This window comes from Pseudomonas sp. P1_F1_2, assembly GCF_056405815.1.
On sequence record NZ_JBFUBK010000002.1, the window covers coordinates 53,774 to 76,085 of the forward strand.

Annotated in this window: 20 protein-coding genes; 5 read left to right on the forward strand and 15 right to left on the reverse strand. The window is 59.5% G+C overall.

From position 1 onward, the window contains the following. Window positions 1-132: 132 nt before the first annotated feature. From clpB to rluD, 3 genes are all read right to left on the reverse strand, one after another. Window positions 133-2,697: an ATP-dependent chaperone ClpB gene (gene clpB / locus AC1D2P_RS00905; RefSeq protein ID WP_109786288.1), complete on the reverse strand. Its 2,565-nt coding sequence runs from the start codon at window positions 2,695-2,697 to the stop codon at window positions 133-135. 130 nt (window positions 2,698-2,827) lie between these two features. Beyond that, window positions 2,828-3,553 (reverse strand): peptidoglycan editing factor PgeF, encoded by a 726-nt coding sequence (pgeF, locus tag AC1D2P_RS00910; RefSeq protein ID WP_109786289.1) that lies wholly within the window; start codon window positions 3,551-3,553, stop codon window positions 2,828-2,830. Continuing rightward, complete coding sequence (gene rluD, locus AC1D2P_RS00915) at window positions 3,550-4,512, reverse strand: 23S rRNA pseudouridine(1911/1915/1917) synthase RluD (RefSeq protein WP_046028527.1); 963 nt, start codon at window positions 4,510-4,512, stop codon at window positions 3,550-3,552. Before rluD ends, pgeF begins: the two co-directional genes overlap by 4 nt. Before the next feature lie 151 nt (window positions 4,513-4,663). Here rluD and AC1D2P_RS00920 point away from each other — a divergent pair, with 151 nt between their 5' ends. The 4 genes from AC1D2P_RS00920 (at window position 4,664) to AC1D2P_RS00935 (ending at window position 8,963) form a co-directional block, all read left to right on the forward strand. Next, the gene (locus AC1D2P_RS00920) at window positions 4,664-5,686 is read left to right on the forward strand and encodes an outer membrane protein assembly factor BamD (RefSeq protein ID WP_046028529.1); all 1,023 of its coding nucleotides are present in this window, start codon (window positions 4,664-4,666) and stop codon (window positions 5,684-5,686) included. Between the two features lie 121 nt (window positions 5,687-5,807). Continuing rightward, window positions 5,808-6,041, forward strand: a complete 234-nt coding sequence (locus tag AC1D2P_RS00925) for a PP0621 family protein (protein WP_046028530.1) — start codon at window positions 5,808-5,810, stop codon at window positions 6,039-6,041. Next, entirely contained in the window at window positions 6,031-7,620 is a 1,590-nt protein-coding gene (locus AC1D2P_RS00930; protein ID WP_223522747.1) for a sensor histidine kinase, read from the forward strand. The genes AC1D2P_RS00925 and AC1D2P_RS00930 overlap by 11 nt, the downstream gene beginning before the upstream one ends. 2 nt (window positions 7,621-7,622) lie before the next feature. After that, window positions 7,623-8,963 carry a sigma-54-dependent transcriptional regulator gene (locus AC1D2P_RS00935; RefSeq protein WP_046028532.1) on the forward strand — a complete coding sequence of 447 codons (1,341 nt, stop codon included), beginning with the start codon at window positions 7,623-7,625 and terminating at the stop codon, window positions 8,961-8,963. Between the two features lie 21 nt (window positions 8,964-8,984). Here AC1D2P_RS00935 and thiO read toward each other — a convergent pair whose 3' ends face one another. From thiO to AC1D2P_RS00970, 7 genes are read right to left on the reverse strand one after another with little or no spacing between them, the layout of a single operon-like run. Further along, on the reverse strand, window positions 8,985-10,085 hold the full coding sequence (thiO, locus tag AC1D2P_RS00940; RefSeq protein ID WP_477757929.1) for a glycine oxidase ThiO: 1,101 nt from the start codon (window positions 10,083-10,085) through the stop codon (window positions 8,985-8,987). Window positions 10,086-10,141: 56 nt separating this feature from the next. Then, window positions 10,142-10,543 (reverse strand): type IV pilin protein, encoded by a 402-nt coding sequence (locus AC1D2P_RS00945; RefSeq protein ID WP_223522730.1) that lies wholly within the window; start codon window positions 10,541-10,543, stop codon window positions 10,142-10,144. Window positions 10,544-10,557: 14 nt separating this feature from the next. Continuing rightward, window positions 10,558-13,650, reverse strand: coding sequence for a pilus assembly protein (locus AC1D2P_RS00950; protein WP_477757930.1), 3,093 nt, complete (start codon window positions 13,648-13,650; stop codon window positions 10,558-10,560). Continuing rightward, window positions 13,637-14,107 carry a pilus assembly PilX family protein gene (locus tag AC1D2P_RS00955; RefSeq protein ID WP_477757931.1) on the reverse strand — a complete coding sequence of 157 codons (471 nt, stop codon included), beginning with the start codon at window positions 14,105-14,107 and terminating at the stop codon, window positions 13,637-13,639. Before AC1D2P_RS00955 ends, AC1D2P_RS00950 begins: the two co-directional genes overlap by 14 nt. Further along, window positions 14,104-14,817 carry a prepilin-type N-terminal cleavage/methylation domain-containing protein gene (locus AC1D2P_RS00960; protein WP_477757932.1) on the reverse strand — a complete coding sequence of 238 codons (714 nt, stop codon included), beginning with the start codon at window positions 14,815-14,817 and terminating at the stop codon, window positions 14,104-14,106. Before AC1D2P_RS00960 ends, AC1D2P_RS00955 begins: the two co-directional genes overlap by 4 nt. Further along, complete coding sequence (gene pilV / locus AC1D2P_RS00965; protein ID WP_046028543.1) at window positions 14,814-15,263, reverse strand: type IV pilus modification protein PilV; 450 nt, start codon at window positions 15,261-15,263, stop codon at window positions 14,814-14,816. The genes AC1D2P_RS00960 and pilV overlap by 4 nt, the downstream gene beginning before the upstream one ends. Then, a complete protein-coding gene (locus tag AC1D2P_RS00970; RefSeq protein WP_109786297.1) occupies window positions 15,260-15,733 on the reverse strand; it encodes a GspH/FimT family pseudopilin in 474 nt (157 codons plus the stop codon). The genes pilV and AC1D2P_RS00970 overlap by 4 nt, the downstream gene beginning before the upstream one ends. Before the next feature lie 130 nt (window positions 15,734-15,863). On the opposite strand from AC1D2P_RS00970, the gene AC1D2P_RS00975 reads away from it, so the two are divergent. Further along, window positions 15,864-16,421, forward strand: coding sequence for a GspH/FimT family pseudopilin (locus AC1D2P_RS00975; RefSeq protein WP_109786298.1), 558 nt, complete (start codon window positions 15,864-15,866; stop codon window positions 16,419-16,421). On the opposite strand, the gene ispH is transcribed toward AC1D2P_RS00975, so the two are convergent. The 5 genes from ispH to ribF all read right to left on the reverse strand — a co-directional run bounded on the left by ispH (window position 16,390) and on the right by ribF (window position 22,219). Then, entirely contained in the window at window positions 16,390-17,337 is a 948-nt protein-coding gene (ispH, locus tag AC1D2P_RS00980; RefSeq protein WP_046028548.1) for a 4-hydroxy-3-methylbut-2-enyl diphosphate reductase, read from the reverse strand. The genes AC1D2P_RS00975 and ispH overlap by 32 nt on opposite strands. Before the next feature lie 149 nt (window positions 17,338-17,486). Beyond that, window positions 17,487-17,924, reverse strand: a complete 438-nt coding sequence (gene fkpB / locus AC1D2P_RS00985) for an FKBP-type peptidyl-prolyl cis-trans isomerase (protein WP_175649033.1) — start codon at window positions 17,922-17,924, stop codon at window positions 17,487-17,489. A gap of 7 nt (window positions 17,925-17,931) precedes the next feature. Beyond that, complete coding sequence (gene lspA, locus AC1D2P_RS00990) at window positions 17,932-18,444, reverse strand: signal peptidase II (protein ID WP_046028552.1); 513 nt, start codon at window positions 18,442-18,444, stop codon at window positions 17,932-17,934. Further along, window positions 18,437-21,268: an isoleucine--tRNA ligase gene (gene ileS / locus AC1D2P_RS00995; protein WP_046028553.1), complete on the reverse strand. Its 2,832-nt coding sequence runs from the start codon at window positions 21,266-21,268 to the stop codon at window positions 18,437-18,439. The genes lspA and ileS overlap by 8 nt, the downstream gene beginning before the upstream one ends. Further along, window positions 21,269-22,219, reverse strand: a complete 951-nt coding sequence (ribF, locus tag AC1D2P_RS01000; protein ID WP_046028554.1) for a bifunctional riboflavin kinase/FAD synthetase — start codon at window positions 22,217-22,219, stop codon at window positions 21,269-21,271. Window positions 22,220-22,312 lie beyond the last annotated feature (93 nt).

Sequence of the window (22,312 nt, forward strand, 5' to 3'; positions counted from 1 at the left end):
TTGGGGAGCAGAAACCCTTCCGGGTGACTTACTGCGGGGCGCACTTTACAAGCCTTTTCCTTAGAGTTCAACAGCCTGGCGAAAAAAAGGCCTCGCAATGCGAGGCCTCGTCAGTTTTGTTGCCAGGATGGATCAGACGAATACGATTTCGTCGTTTTCCACCACACCCTTGGCGGTATCGCCGGGCATGAAGCGACCCGACAGAATCAACTGAGCCAGCGGGTTCTCGATCCAGCGCTGAATCGCTCGTTTGAGCGGACGTGCGCCGTACACAGGGTCGTAACCCACCGCGATCAGCTTATCCATGGCCTCAGGGCTCAGTTCAAGCTTGAGCTCGCGCTCGGTCAGGCGACTGCGCAGGCGACCCAACTGGATCTCGGTAATGCCCGCGATCTGATCCCGCGCCAGTGGCTCGAAGATCACCACTTCGTCGACCCGGTTAATGAACTCCGGCCGGAAGTGGCTGGAAATCGCATCCATCACCGCCGCACGCTGCGCCTCACGATCACCGACCAGTTCCTGGATCTGCACCGAGCCCAGGTTGGAGGTCATGACGATCACGGTATTCTTGAAGTCCACCGTGCGGCCATGGCTGTCGGTCAAGCGACCATCTTCCAGCACTTGCAGCAAGATGTTGAACACATCCGGGTGGGCCTTCTCGACCTCATCCAGGAGGATCACCGAGTAAGGCTTGCGACGCACCGCCTCGGTCAGGTAACCGCCCTCCTCGTAGCCTACGTATCCTGGTGGCGCACCGATCAGTCGGGCCACGGAATGTTTCTCCATGAACTCGGACATGTCGATTCGCACCATGGCCTCTTCCGTATCAAAGAGGAACTCGGCCAACGCCTTGCACAGCTCGGTTTTACCGACACCGGTCGGGCCGAGGAACATGAACGAACCGCTCGGGCGATTCGGGTCGGACAACCCGGCCCGGGAACGCCGCACGGCGTTGGAGACCGCGACCACGGCTTCGTCCTGACCGATCACACGCTGGTGCAACAGGCTTTCCATCTTCATCAGCTTGTCGCGCTCGCCTTCGAGCATTTTCGACACCGGAATGCCGGTCCACTTCGACACGACTTCAGCGATCTCTTCTTCGGTCACCTTGCTGCGCAGCAACTGGTTCTCGCTTTTACCGTGCTGATCGACCATTTGCAGGCTGCGCTCCAGGTCCGGGATCACCCCGTACTGCAGCTCGGCCATGCGGTTCAGGTCACCTTTACGGCGCGCGGCTTCCAGTTCCTGACGGGACTGTTCGATTTTCTGCTGGATCTGCGCAGAGCCCTGGACTTCGGCTTTTTCCGAGTTCCAGATTTCTTCGAGGTCCGAGTATTCACGCTCATGACGCGCGATTTCTTCCTGGAGTTTTTCCAGGCGTTTCATCGCCGCTTCATCGCTTTCTTTTTTCAGCGCCTGGGATTCCACCTTCAACTGAATCAGGCGACGCTCCAGACGATCCAGTACTTCCGGCTTGGAGTCGATCTCCATACGAATACGGCTGGCCGCTTCGTCGATCAGGTCGATGGCCTTGTCCGGCAACTGGCGGTCGGTGATGTAGCGATGACTGAGTTTGGCCGCAGCGATGATCGCGCCGTCGGTAATCGCCACTTTGTGGTGAACCTCGTAACGCTCTTTCAGGCCACGCAGAATGGCGATGGTGTCTTCCTCGCTCGGTTCGTCCACCAGTACTTTCTGGAAGCGCCGCTCAAGGGCTGCGTCCTTCTCTATATATTGGCGGTACTCATTGAGCGTGGTCGCACCGACGCAATGCAGTTCACCGCGAGCCAGCGCAGGCTTGAGCATATTGCCCGCATCCATCGAGCCTTCGCCTTTACCGGCGCCGACCATGGTGTGCAGTTCGTCGATGAACAGAATGATCTGCCCTTCCTGCTTCGACAGCTCGTTGAGCAGCGATTTCAGGCGCTCTTCAAACTCACCGCGATACTTGGCACCGGCAATCAGCGCCCCCATGTCGAGGGACAGCAGGCGCTTGCCCTTCAGGCCATCCGGCACTTCACCATTAATGATGCGCTGGGCCAGACCTTCGGCAATGGCGGTTTTACCCACGCCAGGTTCACCGATCAGTACCGGGTTGTTCTTGGTGCGACGTTGCAGGACCTGAATGGTCCGGCGAATTTCGTCGTCTCGGCCGATCACTGGGTCGAGCTTGCCTTCTTCGGCGCGCTTGGTCAGGTCGACGGTGTACTTATCCAGCGCCTGGCGCGATTCCTCGTGGTTGGCATCGTTGACCGCTTCGCCACCACGCAGGTTGTTGATCGCGTTTTCCAGGGCTTTCTTGCTCACGCCCTGACCCAGCAGCAATTTGCCGAGCTTGCTGTTCTCGTCCATGGCGGCCAGCAGCACCAGTTCGCTGGAGATGAACTGATCGCCCTTCTGTTGGGCCAGGCGATCAGCCTGATTGAGCAGGCGCGCCAAGTCCTGCGACATGTTCACGTCGCCGGTCGGGTTCTGGATTTTCGGCAGTTGATCGAGCTCTTTGGTCAGCTCTTTGCGCAAACTGTTGACGTCGAAACCGACCTGCATCAGCAGGGGTTTGATCGAACCACCCTGCTGTTCAAGCATGGCTTGCATCAAGTGCGCCGGTTCAATGCCGGAATGGTCAAGGCCGACGGCCAGAGATTGGGCGTCGGATAGTGCTAACTGCAATTTGCTGGTTAAACGATCTATACGCATGGGTCACCTTCCTTTTGAGCAGGCCGGACCTATAAAACATCCTGAATGAAGAAACCTGCCAGATACCGTTATAGATGCGGTCGATTCTGGGAGTTTCAAGCGTCGATCAGTTGATGCAGATCAGAGAAGTTTAGCGTTCGAGCCAGATAAGGGAGGCAAAGCGACCCGTGCGAGGACTGCGACGATAAGAAAAGAAGCGCGGATCGGTCACGGTGCAGAAACCGCCACCGTAGACAGCGGTGACACCACGGGCCGCCAGACGCAAACGCGCCAGCTCATAGATGTCAGCCATAAATTTGCCAGCATTGGCACTCGGCACAAAGGCTTTGGCGGCTTCCGGCAATTGCTCAACGAAGGTTTCGCGCACTTCCGGGCCGACTTCAAAGGCTTGCGGGCCGATGGCCGGGCCAAGCCAGACCAGTACGTCGGCGGGCGGCACGTCCAGGCTGTCGAGCGTCGCTTCGAGCACACCCGCCGCCAATCCACGCCAACCGGCATGGGCCGCCGCCACGCGAGTGCCGGCGCGGTCGCAAAACAGCGCAGGTAAACAGTCGGCGGTCATCGCCGTGCAGGCGATGCCGGGTGTTGCCGTCCAGCTGGCGTCAGCCGTGGCGACCTGGCTTGGGTCTGCATGAGCCACGACGATGCCGTGAACCTGCTGCAACCAGGCCGGTTGAATAGAAAAGTGATCGGTCAGGCGACGGCGATTTTCGGCAACAGCTTCAGGGCTGTCATCGACGTGATCGCCGAGATTGAGGCTGTCGAACGGCGCCAGACTGACGCCGCCCGCACGGGTGGTCACACAGGCTTTCACCCCGGCAGGCGCAGGCCAGTCGGGAATCAGCCAGTCACTCATCCGATGAACGCCTCACGGTCTTGCTTGAGCAGGGTCAGCAACCAGACGAAATCGTCCGGCAGTGGCGATTCCCAGCTCATGCGCACGCCAGTAGTCGGGTGATCCAGCTCCAGGAACCGTGCATGCAGGGCCTGGCGCGGGAACGCCTTCAACGATTCGACCATGGTCGGGTTAGCTGCCGGCGGGATGCGGAAGCGACCGCCGTAGGCAGGGTCTCCGACCAACGGGAAGTTGATGTGAGCCATGTGCACACGAATCTGGTGGGTACGACCGGTTTCCAGCTTCACCCGAACGTGGGTGTGGGAGCGGAAACGCTCGAGCACGCGGTAATGGCTGACGGCTTGCTTGCCCCCTTCCATCACGGCCATGCGCTGGCGTTGCTGACCGTGACGACCGATGGGCGCGTTGATCTTGCCACCCGCCGTCACCACACCGATCACGATGCATTCGTAGATCCGGCTTACGCTGCGGCTCTGCAATTGCGTGACAAGCTGTGTCTGCGCTTGAATGGTCTTGGCCACCACCATCAGACCGGTGGTGTCCTTGTCCAGGCGATGCACGATACCGGCGCGGGGCACATTGATAATGTCCGGCACGTGGTGCAGCAAGGCGTTGAGCAAGGTGCCATCAGCGTGACCGGCAGCCGGATGCACCACCAGGCCCGCAGGCTTGTTGATCACCAGGATGTCGTCATCTTCATAGACGATGTCCAGCTCGATGTCTTGAGCGATCCATTCGCCCTGAGCTTCCTGCTCGGCAGTCAGTTCAAGAATGGCGCCACCGTGAACGATGTCTCGCGGGCGGATAACCGCCCCATCCACAGTCAGGCGGCCGTCTTTGATCCAGGCGGAAAGGCGCGAGCGCGAGTGCTCAGCGAATAATTGTGCGGCGACTTGATCGAGGCGTTGGCCGCCCAATTCGGACGGCACCTCTGCGCGAAGTTCAATTTTATCGGACATGCTCAGACTAGGCGTCGGCACAGCCTTTGGTTTCGGCTGCGCGCTTGTGGTTAAATACGGCGTCTTTTGCCCCGAGGCTATTCAACGGGGCGCTCATCATAACAGGACGGCCTCGCCCAAGACAGCGGCCGTCATAGGGACGCAAGCCGCCATGCAAGTGAAACACCTGCTGCTGATCGCCATCCTCGCATTGACCGCTGCTTGCTCATCGAAGGAAGTCGTAGACGAAAACCTTAGCGAAGTCGAGCTGTACCAGCAGGCTCAGCAAGATCTCGACAATAGTAGCTATACCAGCGCCATCGCGAAGCTGAAGGCTCTGGAATCGCGTTATCCGTTCGGTCGCTACGCTGATCAGGCTCAACTCGAGCTCATCTACGCCAACTACAAGAACACCGAGCCAGAAGCTGCAAAGTCTGCTGCCGAGCGTTTCATTCGTCTGCACCCGCAGCACCCGAACGTGGATTACGCCTACTACCTGAAAGGTCTGACTTCCTTTGATCAGGACGTTGGCCTGCTGTCGCGTTTCCTGCCGCTGGACATGACCAAGCGTGACCCGGGCGCTGCCCGCGACTCCTACAACGAGTTCGCCCAGCTGACCAGCCGCTTCCCGAACAGCCGTTACTCGCCAGACGCCAAGCAGCGCATGATTTACCTGCGTAACCTGCTGGCGGCCTACGAGATTCACGTTGCCGACTATTACCTGACCCGTCAGGCCTATGTCGCCGCCGCAAACCGTGGCCGTTACGTGGTAGAAAACTTCCAGGAGACGCCTTCGGTCGGTGACGGCCTGGCGGTCATGACTGAAGCCTACATGCGCATGCACCTGGACGAGCTGGCGGCCACCAGCCTTGAAACCCTGAAGCTCAACTACCCGAACCACCCAAGCCTGGAAGACGGTCAGTTCAAGCCTTCGGTCGCCGAAGCCGACAACCGTTCGTGGTTGAGCAAGGCCACGCTGGGCCTGATCGAATCCAGCCCACCGCTGCCGCCGGGCGAAACCCGCGCCAACCAGGACGTGCAGCGACAGTTCCAGGACGCCAAGGACGCAATTCCGAGCGAGTTGAAGCCTAAAGACGGAAATGGCGACGCGATCGAAGAAGAGAATCACGAGGCCGAAGGCAACAACAGCGACCGTTCCTGGTTCAGCTACATGACCTTTGGCGTGTTCGACTGACACCTCAGGTTGTACAAAAGGAGCCTTGCGAGGCTCCTTTTTTGTGGGCGTGATTATTAGGCTGTGCGCTCGGCATGTCCTTGGCTAAACTGCTGAATCACTCGCCAAATAGCAGCTCATCATGCTTCGTTTACTGTTCTGGATCGCCCTGATTGCCGCTGCGGTATGGTTCTGGCGCAAATTCAAGGGCTCGGCTTCCGCCCCCAAGTCCTCCCCTGAGCTGGAGGCCGCCCCCATGGTCCGCTGCGCCCATTGTGGCGTGCACCTGCCTCGCGACCGTGCGCTGAGTCTTCAACAGCAATGGTATTGCAGCCAGGCTCACCTTGAGCAAGGCCCGGGCCCGAGTGGTCGCTGAGACGTCCAGTCCCGGCGGCAAACAGGCTCAGCGGCTGCTGCGCCTTTATCACCTCTATCGCTTAAGCGTCGGCATCACCTTGGTGTTGCTGACTACCAGCAACCTGGACAACCAGTTACTGACGTTCGCCAGAGACGACCTGCTGCGCAATGGCAGCTGGTTGTACCTGGTGCTGAATATTCTGCTGGTGGTGTTTCTGGAAAACACCCAAAAACCAGCACAGCTCTTCAGTCTGGCACTGGTCGACGTCTTGCTGCTCTGTGGTTTGTTCTACGCCGCAGGCGGCGTGGCCAGCGCCATCGGCAATCTATTGATCGTGTCGGTGGCCATCAGCAATGCCCTGCTGCGTGGACGTACCGGCCTGTTGATAGCCGCTGTCGGCGCACTGGGGATCGTCGGCTTGAGTTTCCTCCTGAGCTTCAGCCACCCGACCAGCCCCAACGACTACCTGCAAGTCAGCACGCTCGGCGCACTGTGCTTTGCCGCAGCATGGCTGGTACAAGGCTTGACCAGGCGACTGGAGGTCAGCGAACACCTCGCCGAACAGCGAGCCAGCGAAGTGGTAGGCCTCGAAGCACTCAATGCGCTGATCCTGCAACGCATGCGCACCGGCATTCTGGTGCTGGATGAACAACGACGTGTGCAACTGGCCAATCACAGCGCCTTGACCTTGCTGGGGCATAAAGCACTCGATGGACATCGGATCGACGACTTTTCACCCGCACTGGTCGAACGTCTTCAGCTCTGGCTCAACAATCCGACGTTGCGCCCGCAAAGCCTGAAAAACGCCCGCAGTGGCCTGGAACTGCAACCCAGTTTCATCGCTCTGGACCAGAGCCCAAACCATCAGACCCTGGTGTTTCTCGAGGACCTCGCTCAGGTCGCACAACAGGCACAGCAGTTGAAACTCGCCGCCCTCGGTCGACTGACGGCAGGTATTGCCCATGAAATCCGCAACCCGCTGGGTGCCATCAGTCATGCCGCGCAATTGCTGCGCGAATCCGAGGAACTCAATGGCGTGGATCGGCGTCTGACCCAGATTATTCAAGATCACTCAGCGCGAATGAATCGGGTTATCGAAAACGTCCTGCAACTGTCCCGCCGCCAGCAAACCGTACCGCAACGGCTCGATCTGAAGCCGTGGCTGGAACGATTCGTCACCGAAACCCGTGAGGGTGCCCCTCTGGGTCAGCACATTCACCTGCGTACCGGGCCAGGCGACTTCAACACCTTGATGGACCCGAACCAGCTCACCCAGATTCTGGACAATTTGTTGCGCAATGCCTGGCGCCATAGCGCCCTCAATCACGACGAAGCCCAGGTCTGGCTTGAGCTGTTTGTCGATGTCGACAGCCAGTTGCCCATACTGGAAGTGCTGGACGATGGGCCCGGCGTGGCACCGGACCAGCAGGTGCATTTGTTCGAACCGTTCTTTACCACCAGTAGCCAAGGCACAGGCCTGGGGCTCTATCTGTCCCGTGAGCTGTGCGAAAGCAACCAGGCCCGCCTAGACTTCCAACCACGCCAAGGCGGCGGCTGCTTTCGCATCACTTTTGCTCACGGACGGAAACAAAGTTGAACATGAGCCCACGGCCAAAAGTCCTGATCGTCGACGACGAACCGGATATCCGCGAACTCCTCGAAATCACCCTCGGACGGATGAAACTCGATACCTTCAGTGCCCGTAACCTGGGCGATGCCCAAGCCTTGCTGGCCCGGGAAACATTCGACCTGTGCCTGACCGACATGCGCTTGCCTGACGGCACCGGCCTCGAACTGGTGCAGCATATCCAGCAGCGTTATCCGCAAGTGCCGGTGGCGATGATCACCGCCTACGGCAGTCTCGAAACTGCGATCAACGCGCTCAAGGCTGGCGCCTTCGACTTCCTGACGAAACCGGTCGACCTCACTCGCCTGCGGGAACTGGTCACCAGTGCCCTGCGCCTGCCTGCACCGGGCGGAGCCAGTACGGCCAGTGATCGTCGCCTGCTGGGTGACTCACTGCCTATGCGCAGTCTGCGCAAACACATCGACAAACTCGCCCGCAGCCAGGCACCGGTGTACATCAGCGGCGAATCCGGCAGTGGCAAGGAGTTGGTCGCACGGCTGATTCACGAGCAAGGACCGCGAGCCCATCATCCATTTGTCCCGGTCAACTGCGGGGCGATTCCGTCAGAGCTGATGGAGAGCGAGTTCTTCGGCCATCGCAAAGGCAGTTTCAGTGGCGCCATCGAAGACAAGCGAGGGTTGTTCCAGGCAGCCCATGGCGGAACGTTGTTTCTCGACGAAGTCGCGGATCTACCTTTGGCGATGCAGGTCAAACTGCTGCGCGCGATTCAGGAGAAAGCGGTTCGCAGCATCGGCGAATCACAGGAAACGGTGGTCGATGTGCGCATCCTTTGCGCCACCCACAAAGACCTTGATGCCGAAGTCTTTGCAGAACGTTTTCGTCAGGATTTGTATTACCGGCTCAACGTGATCGAGCTGCCGGTTCCGCCCTTGCGCGAACGCCGTGACGACATCGAACCACTGGCCAGCCACGTGCTCAAGCGCTTGGCAGCCAGCAGCGGCCAACCTGCCGCAAAGCTCCACCCTCTGGCCCTGGAGGCACTGAAAAGCTACCGATTCCCGGGTAACGTGCGGGAACTGGAGAACGTGCTCGAACGGGCTTACACCCTGTGTGAAAACAAGCAGATCGAAGCCAGCGACCTGCGCCTGGCCGAAGGCAATTGCACGGCAGAGACCGGCGTGCCGGACCTGACGCAGATCGATAATCTTGAACACTATCTGGAAAACGTCGAACGCAAACTCATCCTCCAGGCGCTGGAGGAAACCCGCTGGAACCGCACGGCGGCGGCTCAGCGGTTGAGCCTGTCATTTCGGTCGATGCGTTACCGACTGAAGAAATTCGGACTGGATTGAGGCCCTTTTCATCGGCCGCGATTAAATCCGCCCGATGGGAGCATAGGGATCAGGATCAATGATCGGCTTGCGATCCAGCATCACATCGGCCAACAACTGACACGACGCCGGCGCCAGCACCAGGCCATTGCGGTAATGCCCGCAATTGAGCCAGAGCCCATCGAACCCTGGCACCCGCCCGATGTAGGGAATGCCTTCAGGCGAACCTGGCCGTAATCCGGCCCAATGCCCTACGATCTCGGCGTCCGCCAGCGCAGGAATCAACTCGACTGCTGACGCTTTCAAGCTTTCCAATGCTGCCTCTGTCGGTGTCTTGTCGTAGCCTTCATGCTCCAGCGTGCTGCCAATCAAGATATGACCGTCGCGCCGGGGAATGGCATAGCGCCCCTTGGCCAGCACCATGCTCGGCAGGAAATCCGCCGCGCACTTGTAGAGAATCATCTGCCCTTTCACCGGCTCGACCGGCAGCACCAGCCCAAGACTTTTCAGCAGATCACCACTCCAGGCACCTGCCGTCAAGACCACCTGATCACCGCGAATCGCGCCCGCCGAACTCTGCACTCCGACGACTTTATCGCCGTCACGGATAAACCCGCTGACTTCGCACTGTTCATGGATCGTCACATTCGGCAGTGCCTGCAATGCAGCCTTCAACGACTTCACCAGCCTCGGATTGCGCACATTGGCCACATCGGCCATATGGATTGCCCGCGAAAAAACTGCCCCCATCACCGGCACCGCGTCGTGCACGGCCGAGATATCCACAGCACGCAGCGGACGATTCTCGCGCCTGGCCCACGCCAGTGCCTCGGCCTCATCATCCAGATCGAGCCAGTACAGGCCGGTGGTATGAACTTCAGGATCAACACCCGTCGCGGCGAACAGTCGCTCACCAAGCTGTGGATAAAAATCCTGTGACCAATGCGCCAACGCCGTGACCGCCGGGCTGTAGCGCCACGGGTACAGCGGCGAAACAATCCCGCCCCCCGCCCATGAAGACTCCTGCCCGACGTTCGAGCGATCCAGCAGCACGACACTGTGCACTTCGGACGCGAGATTGAACGCCGTCAGCAGCCCAATCACGCCGCCGCCGACAATCACCACTTGCTGTTGCCTGGTCATGTTCAGATCCAACCGTTAAATAGACAGAGGGCGCAAAAGACACCCGAAAGAAGATTTCAACGCCCCCAGCAATCCTTGGTGGTCAAACCGGCTGTCGCGCTGACCATGCTCCTGACACCGGTATTGGTGAGGGTGAAATCCCCGCACTTGTCGGTTGCCATGCTGGTACCAGCCTTGCGCACCGCTGTCAGCAGGAAAGTCTGATCGGCAAGGGTCGGGGTGATGGTGTAGTAGTCGTTTCCAGCGCTCAGGCCGGTCGCATTGGTGTAGACATTGTTCTTGGAGTAGAACCGTTCAAGGATCTGCGCCTGTTCGGATAGCAGCCCGGCGACTTCGCTGCGCCGGCCCTTCTTCAGGTACTCGGTAATGCTCGGTGCGGCGATGGTCATGACGATGCCGATGATCGCAATCACGATCATGATTTCGATCAGGGTGAAACCTCGGTTGGATCTACGCATGCCTCAATTCTCACTTACTGTATTTGGCGCCACATGATGCGACGGCTGCCGCCGCCGGATTTTTCCACCAGCGTGGTGATACCGCCACTGGAATCGTTCACGATTTTACGGGTTGCTCCGTTGACGATGGCGTTCAGGGTCGGAATGCCACCGGTAAAAATCACCCCGCTCGACACCGCATCGGTGCTGTCTACCACGCCGTCGCCATTGGTATCGAGAACCGCATAGTTGAGCATCTTACCGCTGAATGCCTCCAGCTCGACCAGTTTGCCGGTACCGAAACTGGCGCACGGGTCCGTGGTATCGACACCTGCCGTGGTGAAAATGATTCGTCCCAGCACCAGGCTTGCCTGATTGAGCACCCGTTCGCCGAGCAGCGCGTTGTTGTACACCAATGGCAAATACCAGCCCTTCTCCGCCGGGTAAGTTACGTCGTTCTGACTGGTGGTGATGAATTGACCGGTGCTGCCCGAGCCCCCCCCCGTCACCGCCTGGGCCTGCAAACTGGAGACAGTGATTTGACCCGATCCTCCGTCCGCATCCCACACCGCATAAAACGCCTGCAGATCCTTGTTGGTCTTGTCGGCGGTCTCGTTGAACTTTCCGGTACCAAAAAACACCTCCTTGCCGCCCAGTGAATTGTCCGCCAGCAATGGCTGCGTCGTGATGGGCTGAGTGGAGCCGCCCGCAGTGGTAAACAGCGGCTTACCTGAAAAGGCCACGCCCCAGCTATCGGGCGCCGTGGCACTCAGATCGAATTTCCACAGCCGCCCCTTCAAGTCTCCGCCATAAGCGGCCTGCACCACGTTCTGCGAGTTCACCCGGAGTTTCACCGAAGACAGGCCATTGTTGGTTTCGCTGCTGTCGACCACGACTTTCCTGATCAGCGAACCGTCACGAACATCCACCACGTACAGCGCCGCGACTCCGGAGTTGCTGCCGTAGCCGTTGGAAATAAACGCCGCCCATCGACCATCGGCCAAGCGTGCCACCTCCGGCCGCGCATAGGCATAACCCAGATCATTGAAAACGTTCGCCGTACTGGCTATGGCAGGCGCAGTGATTTCCCACAGCGCTTTAAAGACGTTCCCCGCCGCTGCATCGAACAATTGCAGGGCATAAAAGGTTTTGCCGCCCGCCCCGGTGCCGCCGATGGCCAGGGTTTTCCAGGCGCCGCCGAGCTGGGCGTCGAACACGCCGACCTGACCGTCAACCAGAAACTTGTGGCTCACGCCGTTGATATAAGTCGGATCGGCGATGTAACGCAGCGATGGCAAAACGCTGGAAGGCATGTAGGCATAACGCCGGGCACCCGTGGCCGAGTTGATGACATTCACGAAGCCGTCGTTGGCGTTCACCACCAGACTGGCATTCATTGTGGTGGCCTTGGTGTTCAGGTAAGTGCTGTAAGTGGTGTCCCCCGCCAGATCGGAGGCGGTTTTTTCCGTCGGGGACGCCAGCACCAGAGGTGAGTTGATGATGTCTCCGAGCAATACGCTGCGTACCTTGAGCCCGGTTTTGTTGATGCCTTTGCTCCACTCGACCAGATCATTGCCGGTGATGCCGGTGGGCAAGCCTTGATTCAACGACGTCTGCTGCGCCGGGGAAAAGCTGCTGTAAGTCAGCGTGACGGCAGCGTTGTTCAGGGTGTTCCAGGATTGGTAGGTGGGAGCCGTGGCACCCGGGACGATGGTCGTGTCAGTTGTCCACAGTACGGCCGAAGTATTCACCGCGCCCGCCGAATTAAAACCGAAGGACTTGACGGTGCCGCGCCAGTCTTTCGGGTCATAACTGGTCTGGAAGTAACTCGAACCACTGGCCAGGGTCGTGCCGCTGGAGACGCCGCTGCCACCAGACCCGGCCTTGGAGGTGATGTCGCTCAATGCCGAAGACAAGGCGCTGTTGAGCCCCGTGCTATCGGTTGCCTGATAGTACTTGCCCTGCCCATAACCGGCCGCGTCCGACAACATCTGATTCGCGGCGGTAAACCCTACGGTGTAGGTGTTCATGTTCTGCTTCGGGAAATCCACGGCGTTCCAGCTCTTGCCCGCCGCGTCGGTGCCGGTGGAGCGCATGTCGATGTCAAAAGCGAACTTGGCGATGTCGTCGAGGTAAAGGGTGTCCCCTTCGCGATCACCTTCGGGGTTGTTGCCATCGTTGTTCACGCCATCCCAGTTCGGCAGTGAAGTTTTTGCCAAGGGGTCGTTGGCCGGAAAGGTCCGATCAAATGTCGGCAGGCCATCGGTGATGACTACGCCGTAGTTTTTCTGGCAGCGGTACTGGATCGGGCTGGTGTAAGTGGTGGGCGTCGAGTTGTAGTAAGGCGCCAGCCCCCGGAAATACCGGGTGACTTCGTAATAGGTTTCCGCCAATGGCGTGTTGGCCACGGCACTCAAACCATTGATGGAGGCGATCAGGTTGTTGTAATTGGTATCGGCCTGAGACTGCGTGACGCTGCCGCTCACTACCGACAGGTCGCTGACCGACCGGGCGATGAAACCGCCATTGCCAGAGTTGTTGTTATTGGCCGGATTGAAGGTCGCCAGGCCCATGCGCAATCCGCGGTTGCTGCTCACCAGGGCTGTGGACACATTTCGCGCCACGTTCATGCGGTAATCGTTGGGAATCGAGCCTGTGGTGAAGTCGCGGTTGCTGCCGTTGGCCAGCCCCACCAGATAAGACAGGTAATCGTCGGAGTACCGAGTATTTTCATTACCGACCGGGTCGGGCAGCTTCAGGCACAGCGGCGCCACGCTGTTGTTGTAAAACGCGTAGCCGCCACCGGAACAACCGGACTGCGGCAGGCTGGAAAGGAAGATTGAATCACCGACGATATCGCTCCCGTTCGAACACAGCCCGGCGAAATAATTGCACTGCCTGGCGGGGGTCCGTCCAGTGACCGTGGGATCGAACCCGGCGGCATAAATGATGCTGTTCATGCTGCCCGAATCGTCGATCAACAACATCACGTTCGGCGCGACTGCCGCGGCGCTTAACAGCGGTGAATCCGAAGGCGTGAAGGCATAGACCGGGGCTGATAGATACAACCCGAACACCGCGCCACACAGCAGCCGCCAAACCCTGGCAAGCCTTTCAGTACTTCGCATAAATACTCTCCACGACGCTGCGCGAGTTGCCCGCGATGCCGACGGCGGTCACCCGGTAAAGCGTCGCCGAGGTATTGCTCGACACATTGACGGCGGTGAGCGTGGTGCCGATGTTTTGCACCCCGTAAAAACCACTGCCGGAAGCGACCCACGTCACCCCGGAGCTGGAGTTGAGGCCGGCGGCAGTGATGACCGAGGCCTCGGGCGGCGGTGCGCACTGGCTGCAAACCGGCAGAGAAAAGGTGTCGAGTTGCACTGCACTTTCACCCACGCGCAACGCCGCTTCGGCGCCCTGGAACGATTGGTTGCGCAAACTCACGCTGCCGGCCATTTTCTCCTGCAGGGTGGCGTTTTGCATCGAAGAAAGGCCGATCAGCGTCAGCAATAGCAGAAACACCAGGCTGACCAGCAGCGCCATGCCACGCTGAGCGTAAGACGTCATGGCAGTGGCCCTCATGGCAAGCGGTTGCGCAAGGCGGCAACCACGCTGAAGGTTTGATTGCGCACCCGGTTGTTCGGATCGGCGAGGGTCAGGCTCAGCCGTACGCTGCGAATACGCGCAGGGTCCGACGGATTACTGCTGTAGCTGGAGGCCGCGACATCGGTGGCCGAACTGGCGAGGCCAAAGCTCACGTTAAACGCACTCACGTTGTTCACCAGCACGAACTGGGTTGGCGTGCCGGCGCCGGTCCCCATCAGGATCTGGTTATTGCTGAAGCTGTAGACCCATCGCCGTATCGGAAACGCCAGAAATCCCGTCGCAGGTGTCCGCACGCCTGTGTACGCGGTCGCCGAGTTTCGGCAGTCAGACACCACTGTCCAGGTCGGCACTGCGCCCGTGCCGCCGACATCCGCCGTCACCAGGGTCAGCTTGAGGCTCGCGTTATCCCAACTGATGGGGGTTATCTGACTCGCGTTGAAATCACCTGCCGAAGTGGCGTCAGTGATGGCGCCCAGACAGCCGAACATGCCGACCATACGGATTTCCTGAATCATTTTGCTCAACAAAAAACGCGCGTCCTCCTGCATGCCGGCGGAGACGTTCTGGCTGACGTAGGTATTTTTCGCTGCGATGAAAATCTGCGCCACACCCAGTACCACGATCAGGCTCAATGCCAGCGCGATCAGCAACTCGATCAGGCCGAACCCTCGGCTGCAGCGGCTCATGGCGTGGAAACCGGGTCGACGGTGGCGCGACTGGTCAGCACGAAACTGCGGCGCGAGTTGGCGGAATTGGCGGCGCGCGAGTCATCCCAATTGATGGTGATGGTGTAGACCCGCTGGTTCAGTGCCACGCTGCCGGTAGCCGTCGGGCCGCCGAAATTGATGATGTTGGTGGTGAAATCGTAGAGGTCCTGGTCCCGCGCGACACTCAGGTTGCCCGAGGTCGGTGGCGCGACCGTGTAATCGGCAGCGGCGTTGGCGCGGATGCGATCCATCATGTCGTAGGCGATAAAACTGGCCTGACTCGTCATCCGTGAACTGTCGGTGTACTTCAACGCATTGAGCTGAATCGCCGCCGCCCCCAGTAGCCCCACCGTCAATATCAACAACGCAACCAAGACTTCGATCAGCGTCATGCCCTCCTGTGCACGCTTGCTCCATACCCTCATCCGCAACTTCCACCCAATAGAGTTCGTCCGTTCAAACACACGTTCAGCGTCCTGCTTTGCGTCCCCAGTACATAGTTGATGACCACGGCGGTGGACGGCGTCGACAAACCGCCCAGACTGTTGAAGTCCAGAGCGGTCACACCTGAGGTTAGCGTCAGAGTGGCGCCACTGCTCATCGCTGGAACAACCCGCAATACATTGGCTGGCGTGCCGGTACCGTCATAAACCGTCAACTCACCGGTCCATACGCTACCGCCGGCCGTTGGACGAACCCGGGTGGTGATGCCTCGGTCGATGGCCTCCAGTCGGGCGAAATTGAGTCCCCGTTGAAGGTCGCCGACCTCAGTGTCGGCCCTCGTGGTTTGTACCGAACGGGTAAACGCGGGCACGGCCAGGGTCACCAGGATCAGAAACACCGCGAGCGTGACCAACAACTCGATCAGCGTGAAACCTTTTGTACGATGATCCATCGATGCCCTCCGTTGCCGTCGGCTATACCTGCCTCTACACGCTAGAACATTCGACCGGCGCAGGCAGGTTGTTTGGCTATGACTCGCGCAAGGAATGCGCGGTACACAACGCTCCAGGGAGGGAAATGCCATGCATCAACAGGGCTTCAGCCTGATCGAACTGTTTATGGGACTGGCAATTGCCGCAATTGTTCTGCTGTTGGTCAGTCCGGCGTTCGCATCACTCACTGAATCGAACCACCGGGAGCAGGCAGCACAGGCGCTGGCCAGCGGTCTACGCAACGCGAGGACAATCGCCATCACACGCCACCAGACCGTTATAGTTCATGGGATCAACGGGGACTGGGGACAAGGCTGGCGGATCATTCTGGACATCAGTGGCAAAGGGCCGGAGGACAGCAGCAATCCGCTGCTGGTTGAGCGCGAGAGTGGCGCTCGGGTGCCGATTGTCGGCAATTGGCCGGTCAGGCAATACGTTCGATTCAATGGGGCAGGCGAACCACAGATGCCCGGGCGGGCCTTTCAAGCGGGGACATTGCACGTTTGTGCAGCCCGCGAACCGGTCAGCCAGCTCCAGGTGGTGCTGGCGGCTACAGGTCGCATCAGCCTGCGCAGCGTTAAGGCTGAGCAGGCGCTATGTCCGGGAGGGAAGCGTTTTAAAGCACCGAACGCACGCGCAGCTCTTTAGGCATGGAGAACGTGATGTTCTCTTCACGACCTGCCAGCTCATCGGCACCGGTCGCACCCCAGGCCTGCAATTGCTGGATCACACCACGCACCAATACTTCAGGAGCAGAGGCACCAGCGGTAATGCCGATACGCTCGACACCGTCAAACCAGCTCTTTTGCAGGTCTTCAGCACCGTCGATCAGGTAAGCCGGAGTGGCCATGCGCTCGGCCAGTTCACGCAAGCGATTGGAGTTGGAACTGTTCGGGCTGCCGACCACCAGCACCACGTCGCACTCGTCAGCCAGTTGCTTCACGGCGTCCTGACGGTTTTGCGTGGCGTAGCAGATGTCATCCTTGCGCGGACCACCGATCGCCGGGAAGCGCGCACGCAACGCGTCGATCACGCGGCTGGTGTCGTCCATGGACAGGGTGGTCTGGGTCACGAAGGCGAGTTTTTCAGGGTTGTGCACTTGCAACGCGGCGACGTCTTTCTCGTCTTCGACCAGGTAAATCGCGCCGCCATTGCTGCCATCGTACTGGCCCATGGTCCCTTCGACTTCCGGATGACCGGCGTGGCCGATGAGGATGCATTCACGGCCATCACGGCTGTATCGCGCAACTTCGATGTGCACTTTGGTCACCAGCGGACAGGTCGCATCGAATACTTTCAATCCACGGCCCGAAGCCTCGGTACGCACGGCCTGGGAAACGCCGTGGGCACTGAAGATCACAATGACGTCGTCCGGCACCTGATCCAACTCTTCGACAAAGATCGCCCCACGAGCACGCAGGTCTTCGACGACAAATTTGTTGTGAACCACTTCGTGGCGCACATAGATCGGCGGCCCGAACACTTCCAGGGCGCGGTTGACGATTTCGATTGCGCGGTCCACACCGGCGCAGAAGCCACGGGGGTTGGCGAGTTTGATTTGCATGCTGTGCCTCGTGTCTTGCGCGCAAGAAATTAAAACATTGTAGGAGCTGAGCTTGCTCGCGAAAGCGGTGTGTCAGTCAACATTGATGCTGAATGTGGTGACGCCTTCGCGAGCAAGCTCTGCTCCTACAGGTGACCGTGTTCGGTCAGTTACAACGATCTGACGCTGATGATTTCTACGTCAAACGTCAATGTCTTACCGGCCAGCGGGTGGTTGAAGTCGATGGTCACTTGCTCGTCATCGAATTCCTGCACCACGCCGGGTAACTCAGTATTCGCCGCATCGTTGAAGATCACCAGCAAACCCGGCGACAGATCCATGTCCTTGAACTGCGAACGCGGAATGATCTGTACGTTCTGCGGGTTTGGCTGGCCGAAAGCGTTTTCCGGCGCAATCGTCAGCGTGCGCTTGTCGCCAGCCTTGAAGCCGAACAGTGCCGCTTCGAAACCTGGTAACAGGTTGCCGTCGCCGACCTTGAAGGTCGCCGGGGCTTTGTCGAAGGTGCTGTCGACGGTGTCGCCATTCTCCAGGCGCAGTGCAAAGTGCAAGGTGACTTCCGTGTTCTGGCGGATGCGTTGCTCAGCCAATACCTGTTCAGTCATGAACGGCTTCTCCGGTCTTTTTACTTTTGAACATATCCAGTGCCAGCATCACGGCACCGACAGTAATAGCGCTGTCGGCAAAGTTGAACGCCGGGAAATACCAGCGGTTCTGCCAGTGCACCAGGATGAAATCGATCACATGACCCAAGGCAATGCGGTCGTACAGGTTGCCCAGCGCACCACCCAAAACCAGGGCCAGCGCAATCGCCAGCCAGGTTTCATTGCGCCCCAGACGCTTGAGCCACACCACCAACACCGCACTGACCACCACTGCGATCAGGGCAAACAACCAGCGCTGCCAACCCGAGCTGTCGGCCAGAAAGCTGAACGCGGCACCGGTGTTGTAGGCCAGGGTCCAGCTGAAATAATCGGGGATCACCACGATTTGCTGGTACATGGTGAGCGAGCTTTCGAAGTGGAACTTGCTGGCCTGGTCGATGACCAGGACCAGCAAACTCAACCAGAGCCAGCCCAGCCGCCCAAAGCGGCCAACGGCATTAGGCATAGTGACGGACCTCGCCATCGCCGCTGATGTTGTCGACACAACGACCGCAGATTTCCGGATGCTCCGGGTTCACGCCGACGTCTTCACGGCAGTGCCAGCAACGGGCGCACTTGGCGTGGCTCGACTTGACCACTTGCAGCTTCAAGCCGCTGACTTCGGTGACTACCGCGTCCCCTGGTGCCTTGATAAACGGCGCAACGGTGGCGGTCGAAGTAATCAATACGAAGCGCAATTCGTTGCTCAACTTGGCCAGGTCGGCGCTCAGCGCTTCTTCGGCGAACAGCGTCACTTCGGCTTGCAGGTTGCCACCGACGGCCTTGGCCGCGCGCTGGATTTCCATTTCCTTGTTGACTGCAACCTTCACTTCCATGATGCGATCCCAGTAGGCGCGACCCAGCTCGAAGCCTTCCGGCAACTCGGTCAAACCTTCGTACCAGGTGTTGAGCATCACCGATTCGTTACGCTCGCCCGGCAGGTATTCCCACAGTTCGTCAGCGGTGAAGGCGAGGATCGGTGCGATCCAGCGCACCAGCGCTTCGGAGATGTGATACAGCGCGGTTTGCGCCGAACGGCGAGCCTTGCTGTTGGCGCCAGTGGTGTACTGACGGTCCTTGATGATGTCGAGGTAGAAACCGCCCAGCTCCTGCACGCAGAAGTTGTGGATCTTGGAGTAGACGTTCCAGAAGCGATATTCGCCATAGTGCTCTTGCAACTCGCGTTGCAGCAGCAAGGTGCGGTCCACGGCCCAACGGTCCAGCGCGAGCATTTCTTCAGCGGGCAGGATGTCGGTGGCCGGGTTGAAACCGGTCAGGTTGGAGAGCAGGAAGCGCGCGGTGTTACGGATACGCCGGTAGGCGTCCGCGCTGCGTTGCAGAATCTGCTCGGAAACCGCCATTTCACCGGAGTAGTCGGTGGAAGCCACCCACAGACGCATGATGTCGGCGCCCAGGGTGTCGTTGACCTTTTGCGGCGCGATCACGTTGCCCAGCGATTTGGACATCTTGCGGCCGGACTCATCGACGGTGAAGCCGTGGGTCAACAGCTCGCGGTACGGCGCGTGGTTGTCGATGGCGCAACCGGTCAGCAGGGACGAGTGGAACCAGCCACGGTGTTGGTCCGAGCCTTCCAAATACAGGTCGGCACGTGGACCAGTTTCGTGGCCCATCGGGTGCGAACCGCGCAGAACGTGCCAATGCGTGGTGCCCGAATCGAACCAGACGTCCAGGGTGTCGCTGATCTTGTCGTACTGCGGCGCTTCGTCACCGAGCAACTCGGCGGCGTCCATCTTGAACCAGGCTTCGATGCCTTCGACTTCGACGCGCTTGGCGACTTCTTCCATCAGCTCGGCGGTACGTGGGTGCAGCTCGCCGCTTTCCTTGTTCAGGAAGAACGGGATCGGCACGCCCCAGTTGCGCTGACGGGAAATGCACCAGTCCGGACGATTGGCGATCATTGAATGCAGGCGCGCCTGGCCCCAGGCCGGAACAAACTTGGTGTCTTCGATGGCTTTGATCGCCCGCTTGCGCAGGGTCTCGCCGGTCGCAGGCTCTTTGTCCATGCCGATGAACCACTGCGCGGTGGCGCGGTAGATCAACGGGGTCTTGTGACGCCAGCAGTGCATGTAGCTGTGTTCGATGATGGTGGTGTGCAGCAGCGCACCGACTTCAGTCAGTTTGTCGACGATGGCCGGGTTGGCTTTCCAGATGAACTGGCCGCCGAAAAACTCCAGCGAGGTCGCGTAAACACCGTTGCTCTGCACCGGATTGAGGATGTCGTCGTTGACCATGCCGTACTTCTTGCAGGTCACGAAGTCGTCCACGCCGTACGCTGGCGCGGAGTGAACCACACCGGTGCCGGCGCCCAGTTCAACGTATTCGGCCAGGTAAACTGGCGACAAACGGTCGTAGAACGGGTGACGGAAATTGATCAGTTCCAGCTCTTTGCCGGTGGTGGTCGCGATGACCGAGCCTTGCAGGCTGTAACGGGCCAGGCACGACTCGACCAGCTCTTCAGCCAGCACCAGCAGTTTGTCGCCGACGTCGACCAGGGCGTAATTGAACTCTGGATGAACGTTCAGCGCCTGGTTGGCCGGGATGGTCCATGGGGTGGTGGTCCAGATCACGATCGAAGCCGGTTTGGCCAGCGACGGCAGGCCGAACGCGGCAGCCAGCTCAGCTTCGTCGGCAATCGGGAAGGCCACGTCGATGGTCGAGGATTTCTTGTTCTCGTACTCGACTTCCGCTTCGGCCAGGGCCGAACCGCAGTCAAAGCACCAGTTCACAGGCTTGAGGCCCTTGAACACGAAGCCGCCCTTGACGATTTCTGCCAGGGCACGGATTTCACCGGCTTCGTTCTTGAAGTCCATGGTCTTGTACGGGTTGGCGAAGTCGCCCAACACGCCCAGACGGATGAATTCGGATTTCTGGCCTTCGATCTGCTCGGTGGCGTAGGCACGGCACAGTTCGCGGGTTTTGTCCGCGCCCAGGTTCTTGCCGTGGGTCACTTCGACTTTATGCTCGATCGGCAGACCGTGGCAGTCCCAGCCCGGCACATAAGGTGCGTCGAAACCCGACAGGGTCTTCGAGCGAATGATCATGTCCTTGAGAATCTTGTTCAGCGCATGACCGATGTGAATCGTGCCGTTGGCGTACGGAGGACCGTCGTGCAGGACGAACTTCGGACGATCCTTGCCAATTTCGCGCAACTTACCGTACAGGCCAATACTGTCCCAGCGCTGCAGAATCTGCGGTTCGCGCTGTGGCAGGCCGGCCTTCATTGGGAAGGCGGTGTCCGGAAGGTTTAGCGTGGCTTTATAGTCGGTCATTTAAGGCTCTTCATTAGCGATTGGCGCTAGGTGCGACAGGGCACGGGCGGCGGCGACATCCGCATTGATCGCCGTCTTAAGCGCCTCCAGAGAGGCGAAACGCTGCTCTTCACGCAGCTTGTGGTGGAAGACCACCGTCAAACGCCGGTCATACAGATCGCCGGCAAAATCTAAAAGATGCACTTCGAGGTGGGCCTTGCCATCACCTTGAACCGTTGGCCGCACGCCGATATTGGCGACACCTGGCCAGGTCTTGCCGTCGATGTCGACGTTGACCAGGTAAACCCCGGAAAGCGGAACGCGACGGCGCTTGAGTTGTATGTTGGCCGTGGGCGTACCCAACTGGCGCGCCAGCTTCTGGCCGTGCAGCACCCGCCCGGTAATCTGGAACGGCCGCCCGAGCAGTCGCTCGGCCAAGGCAAAATCAGCTGCGGCCAGGGCATTACGGACCTGGGTGCTGCTGACGCGAATGCCGTCCAGCTCGACGGTTTGCGCCGCTTCGACGGTAAAGCCCTGAACACTGCCGGCTTGTTGCAGGAAATCGAAGTCCCCTACCCGGTCACAGCCGAACCGGAAGTCGTCGCCGACTTCCAGGTGCTGGACGCCAAGGCCGTCCACCAGAATGGTATCAACGAATTCACTGGCGCTGAGCTTGCTCAGCCGCTGATTGAAGGCCAGGCACAGGACGCGGTCGACACCTTCGTCGGCCAGCAGCTGCAGTTTGTCCCGCAGCCGGGCCAGACGGGCCGGAGCCGTGTCCGGGGCGAAGAATTCTCGCGGCTGCGGCTCAAAAATCACCACGCAGCTGGGCACGCCCAACTCGAGCGCGCGCTCACGCAGCCTTGCCAGGATAGCCTGGTGACCACGGTGAACACCGTCAAAGTTGCCAATAGTGGCGACACAGCCCCGATGCTGGGGGCGCAGATTGTGGAGGCCTCGAACCAGCTGCATAACGCGCTTCTTGCTCATAAAGTGGTCGATTATAACCACACCCGGCGGCCGACGACAGGCAACACCGTAACCAAAGTGATCGAGCCGACAAAA

Coding starts and splice junctions, on each gene's coding strand:
- clpB (WP_109786288.1), bottom strand. CDS start 2,697: ATGCGTATAGATCGTTTAACCAGCAAATTGCAGTTAGCACTATCCGAC.
- pgeF (WP_109786289.1), bottom strand. CDS start 3,553: ATGAGTGACTGGCTGATTCCCGACTGGCCTGCGCCTGCCGGGGTGAAA.
- rluD (WP_046028527.1), bottom strand. CDS start 4,512: ATGTCCGATAAAATTGAACTTCGCGCAGAGGTGCCGTCCGAATTGGGC.
- AC1D2P_RS00920 (WP_046028529.1), top strand. CDS start 4,664: ATGCAAGTGAAACACCTGCTGCTGATCGCCATCCTCGCATTGACCGCT.
- AC1D2P_RS00925 (WP_046028530.1), top strand. CDS start 5,808: ATGCTTCGTTTACTGTTCTGGATCGCCCTGATTGCCGCTGCGGTATGG.
- AC1D2P_RS00935 (WP_046028532.1), top strand. CDS start 7,623: ATGAGCCCACGGCCAAAAGTCCTGATCGTCGACGACGAACCGGATATC.
- thiO (WP_477757929.1), bottom strand. CDS start 10,085: ATGACCAGGCAACAGCAAGTGGTGATTGTCGGCGGCGGCGTGATTGGG.
- AC1D2P_RS00945 (WP_223522730.1), bottom strand. CDS start 10,543: ATGCGTAGATCCAACCGAGGTTTCACCCTGATCGAAATCATGATCGTG.
- AC1D2P_RS00950 (WP_477757930.1), bottom strand. CDS start 13,650: ATGCGAAGTACTGAAAGGCTTGCCAGGGTTTGGCGGCTGCTGTGTGGC.
- AC1D2P_RS00955 (WP_477757931.1), bottom strand. CDS start 14,107: ATGAGGGCCACTGCCATGACGTCTTACGCTCAGCGTGGCATGGCGCTG.
- AC1D2P_RS00960 (WP_477757932.1), bottom strand. CDS start 14,817: ATGAGCCGCTGCAGCCGAGGGTTCGGCCTGATCGAGTTGCTGATCGCG.
- pilV (WP_046028543.1), bottom strand. CDS start 15,263: ATGAGGGTATGGAGCAAGCGTGCACAGGAGGGCATGACGCTGATCGAA.
- AC1D2P_RS00970 (WP_109786297.1), bottom strand. CDS start 15,733: ATGGATCATCGTACAAAAGGTTTCACGCTGATCGAGTTGTTGGTCACG.
- AC1D2P_RS00975 (WP_109786298.1), top strand. CDS start 15,864: ATGCATCAACAGGGCTTCAGCCTGATCGAACTGTTTATGGGACTGGCA.
- ispH (WP_046028548.1), bottom strand. CDS start 17,337: ATGCAAATCAAACTCGCCAACCCCCGTGGCTTCTGCGCCGGTGTGGAC.
- lspA (WP_046028552.1), bottom strand. CDS start 18,444: ATGCCTAATGCCGTTGGCCGCTTTGGGCGGCTGGGCTGGCTCTGGTTG.
- ileS (WP_046028553.1), bottom strand. CDS start 21,268: ATGACCGACTATAAAGCCACGCTAAACCTTCCGGACACCGCCTTCCCA.
- ribF (WP_046028554.1), bottom strand. CDS start 22,219: ATGCAGCTGGTTCGAGGCCTCCACAATCTGCGCCCCCAGCATCGGGGC.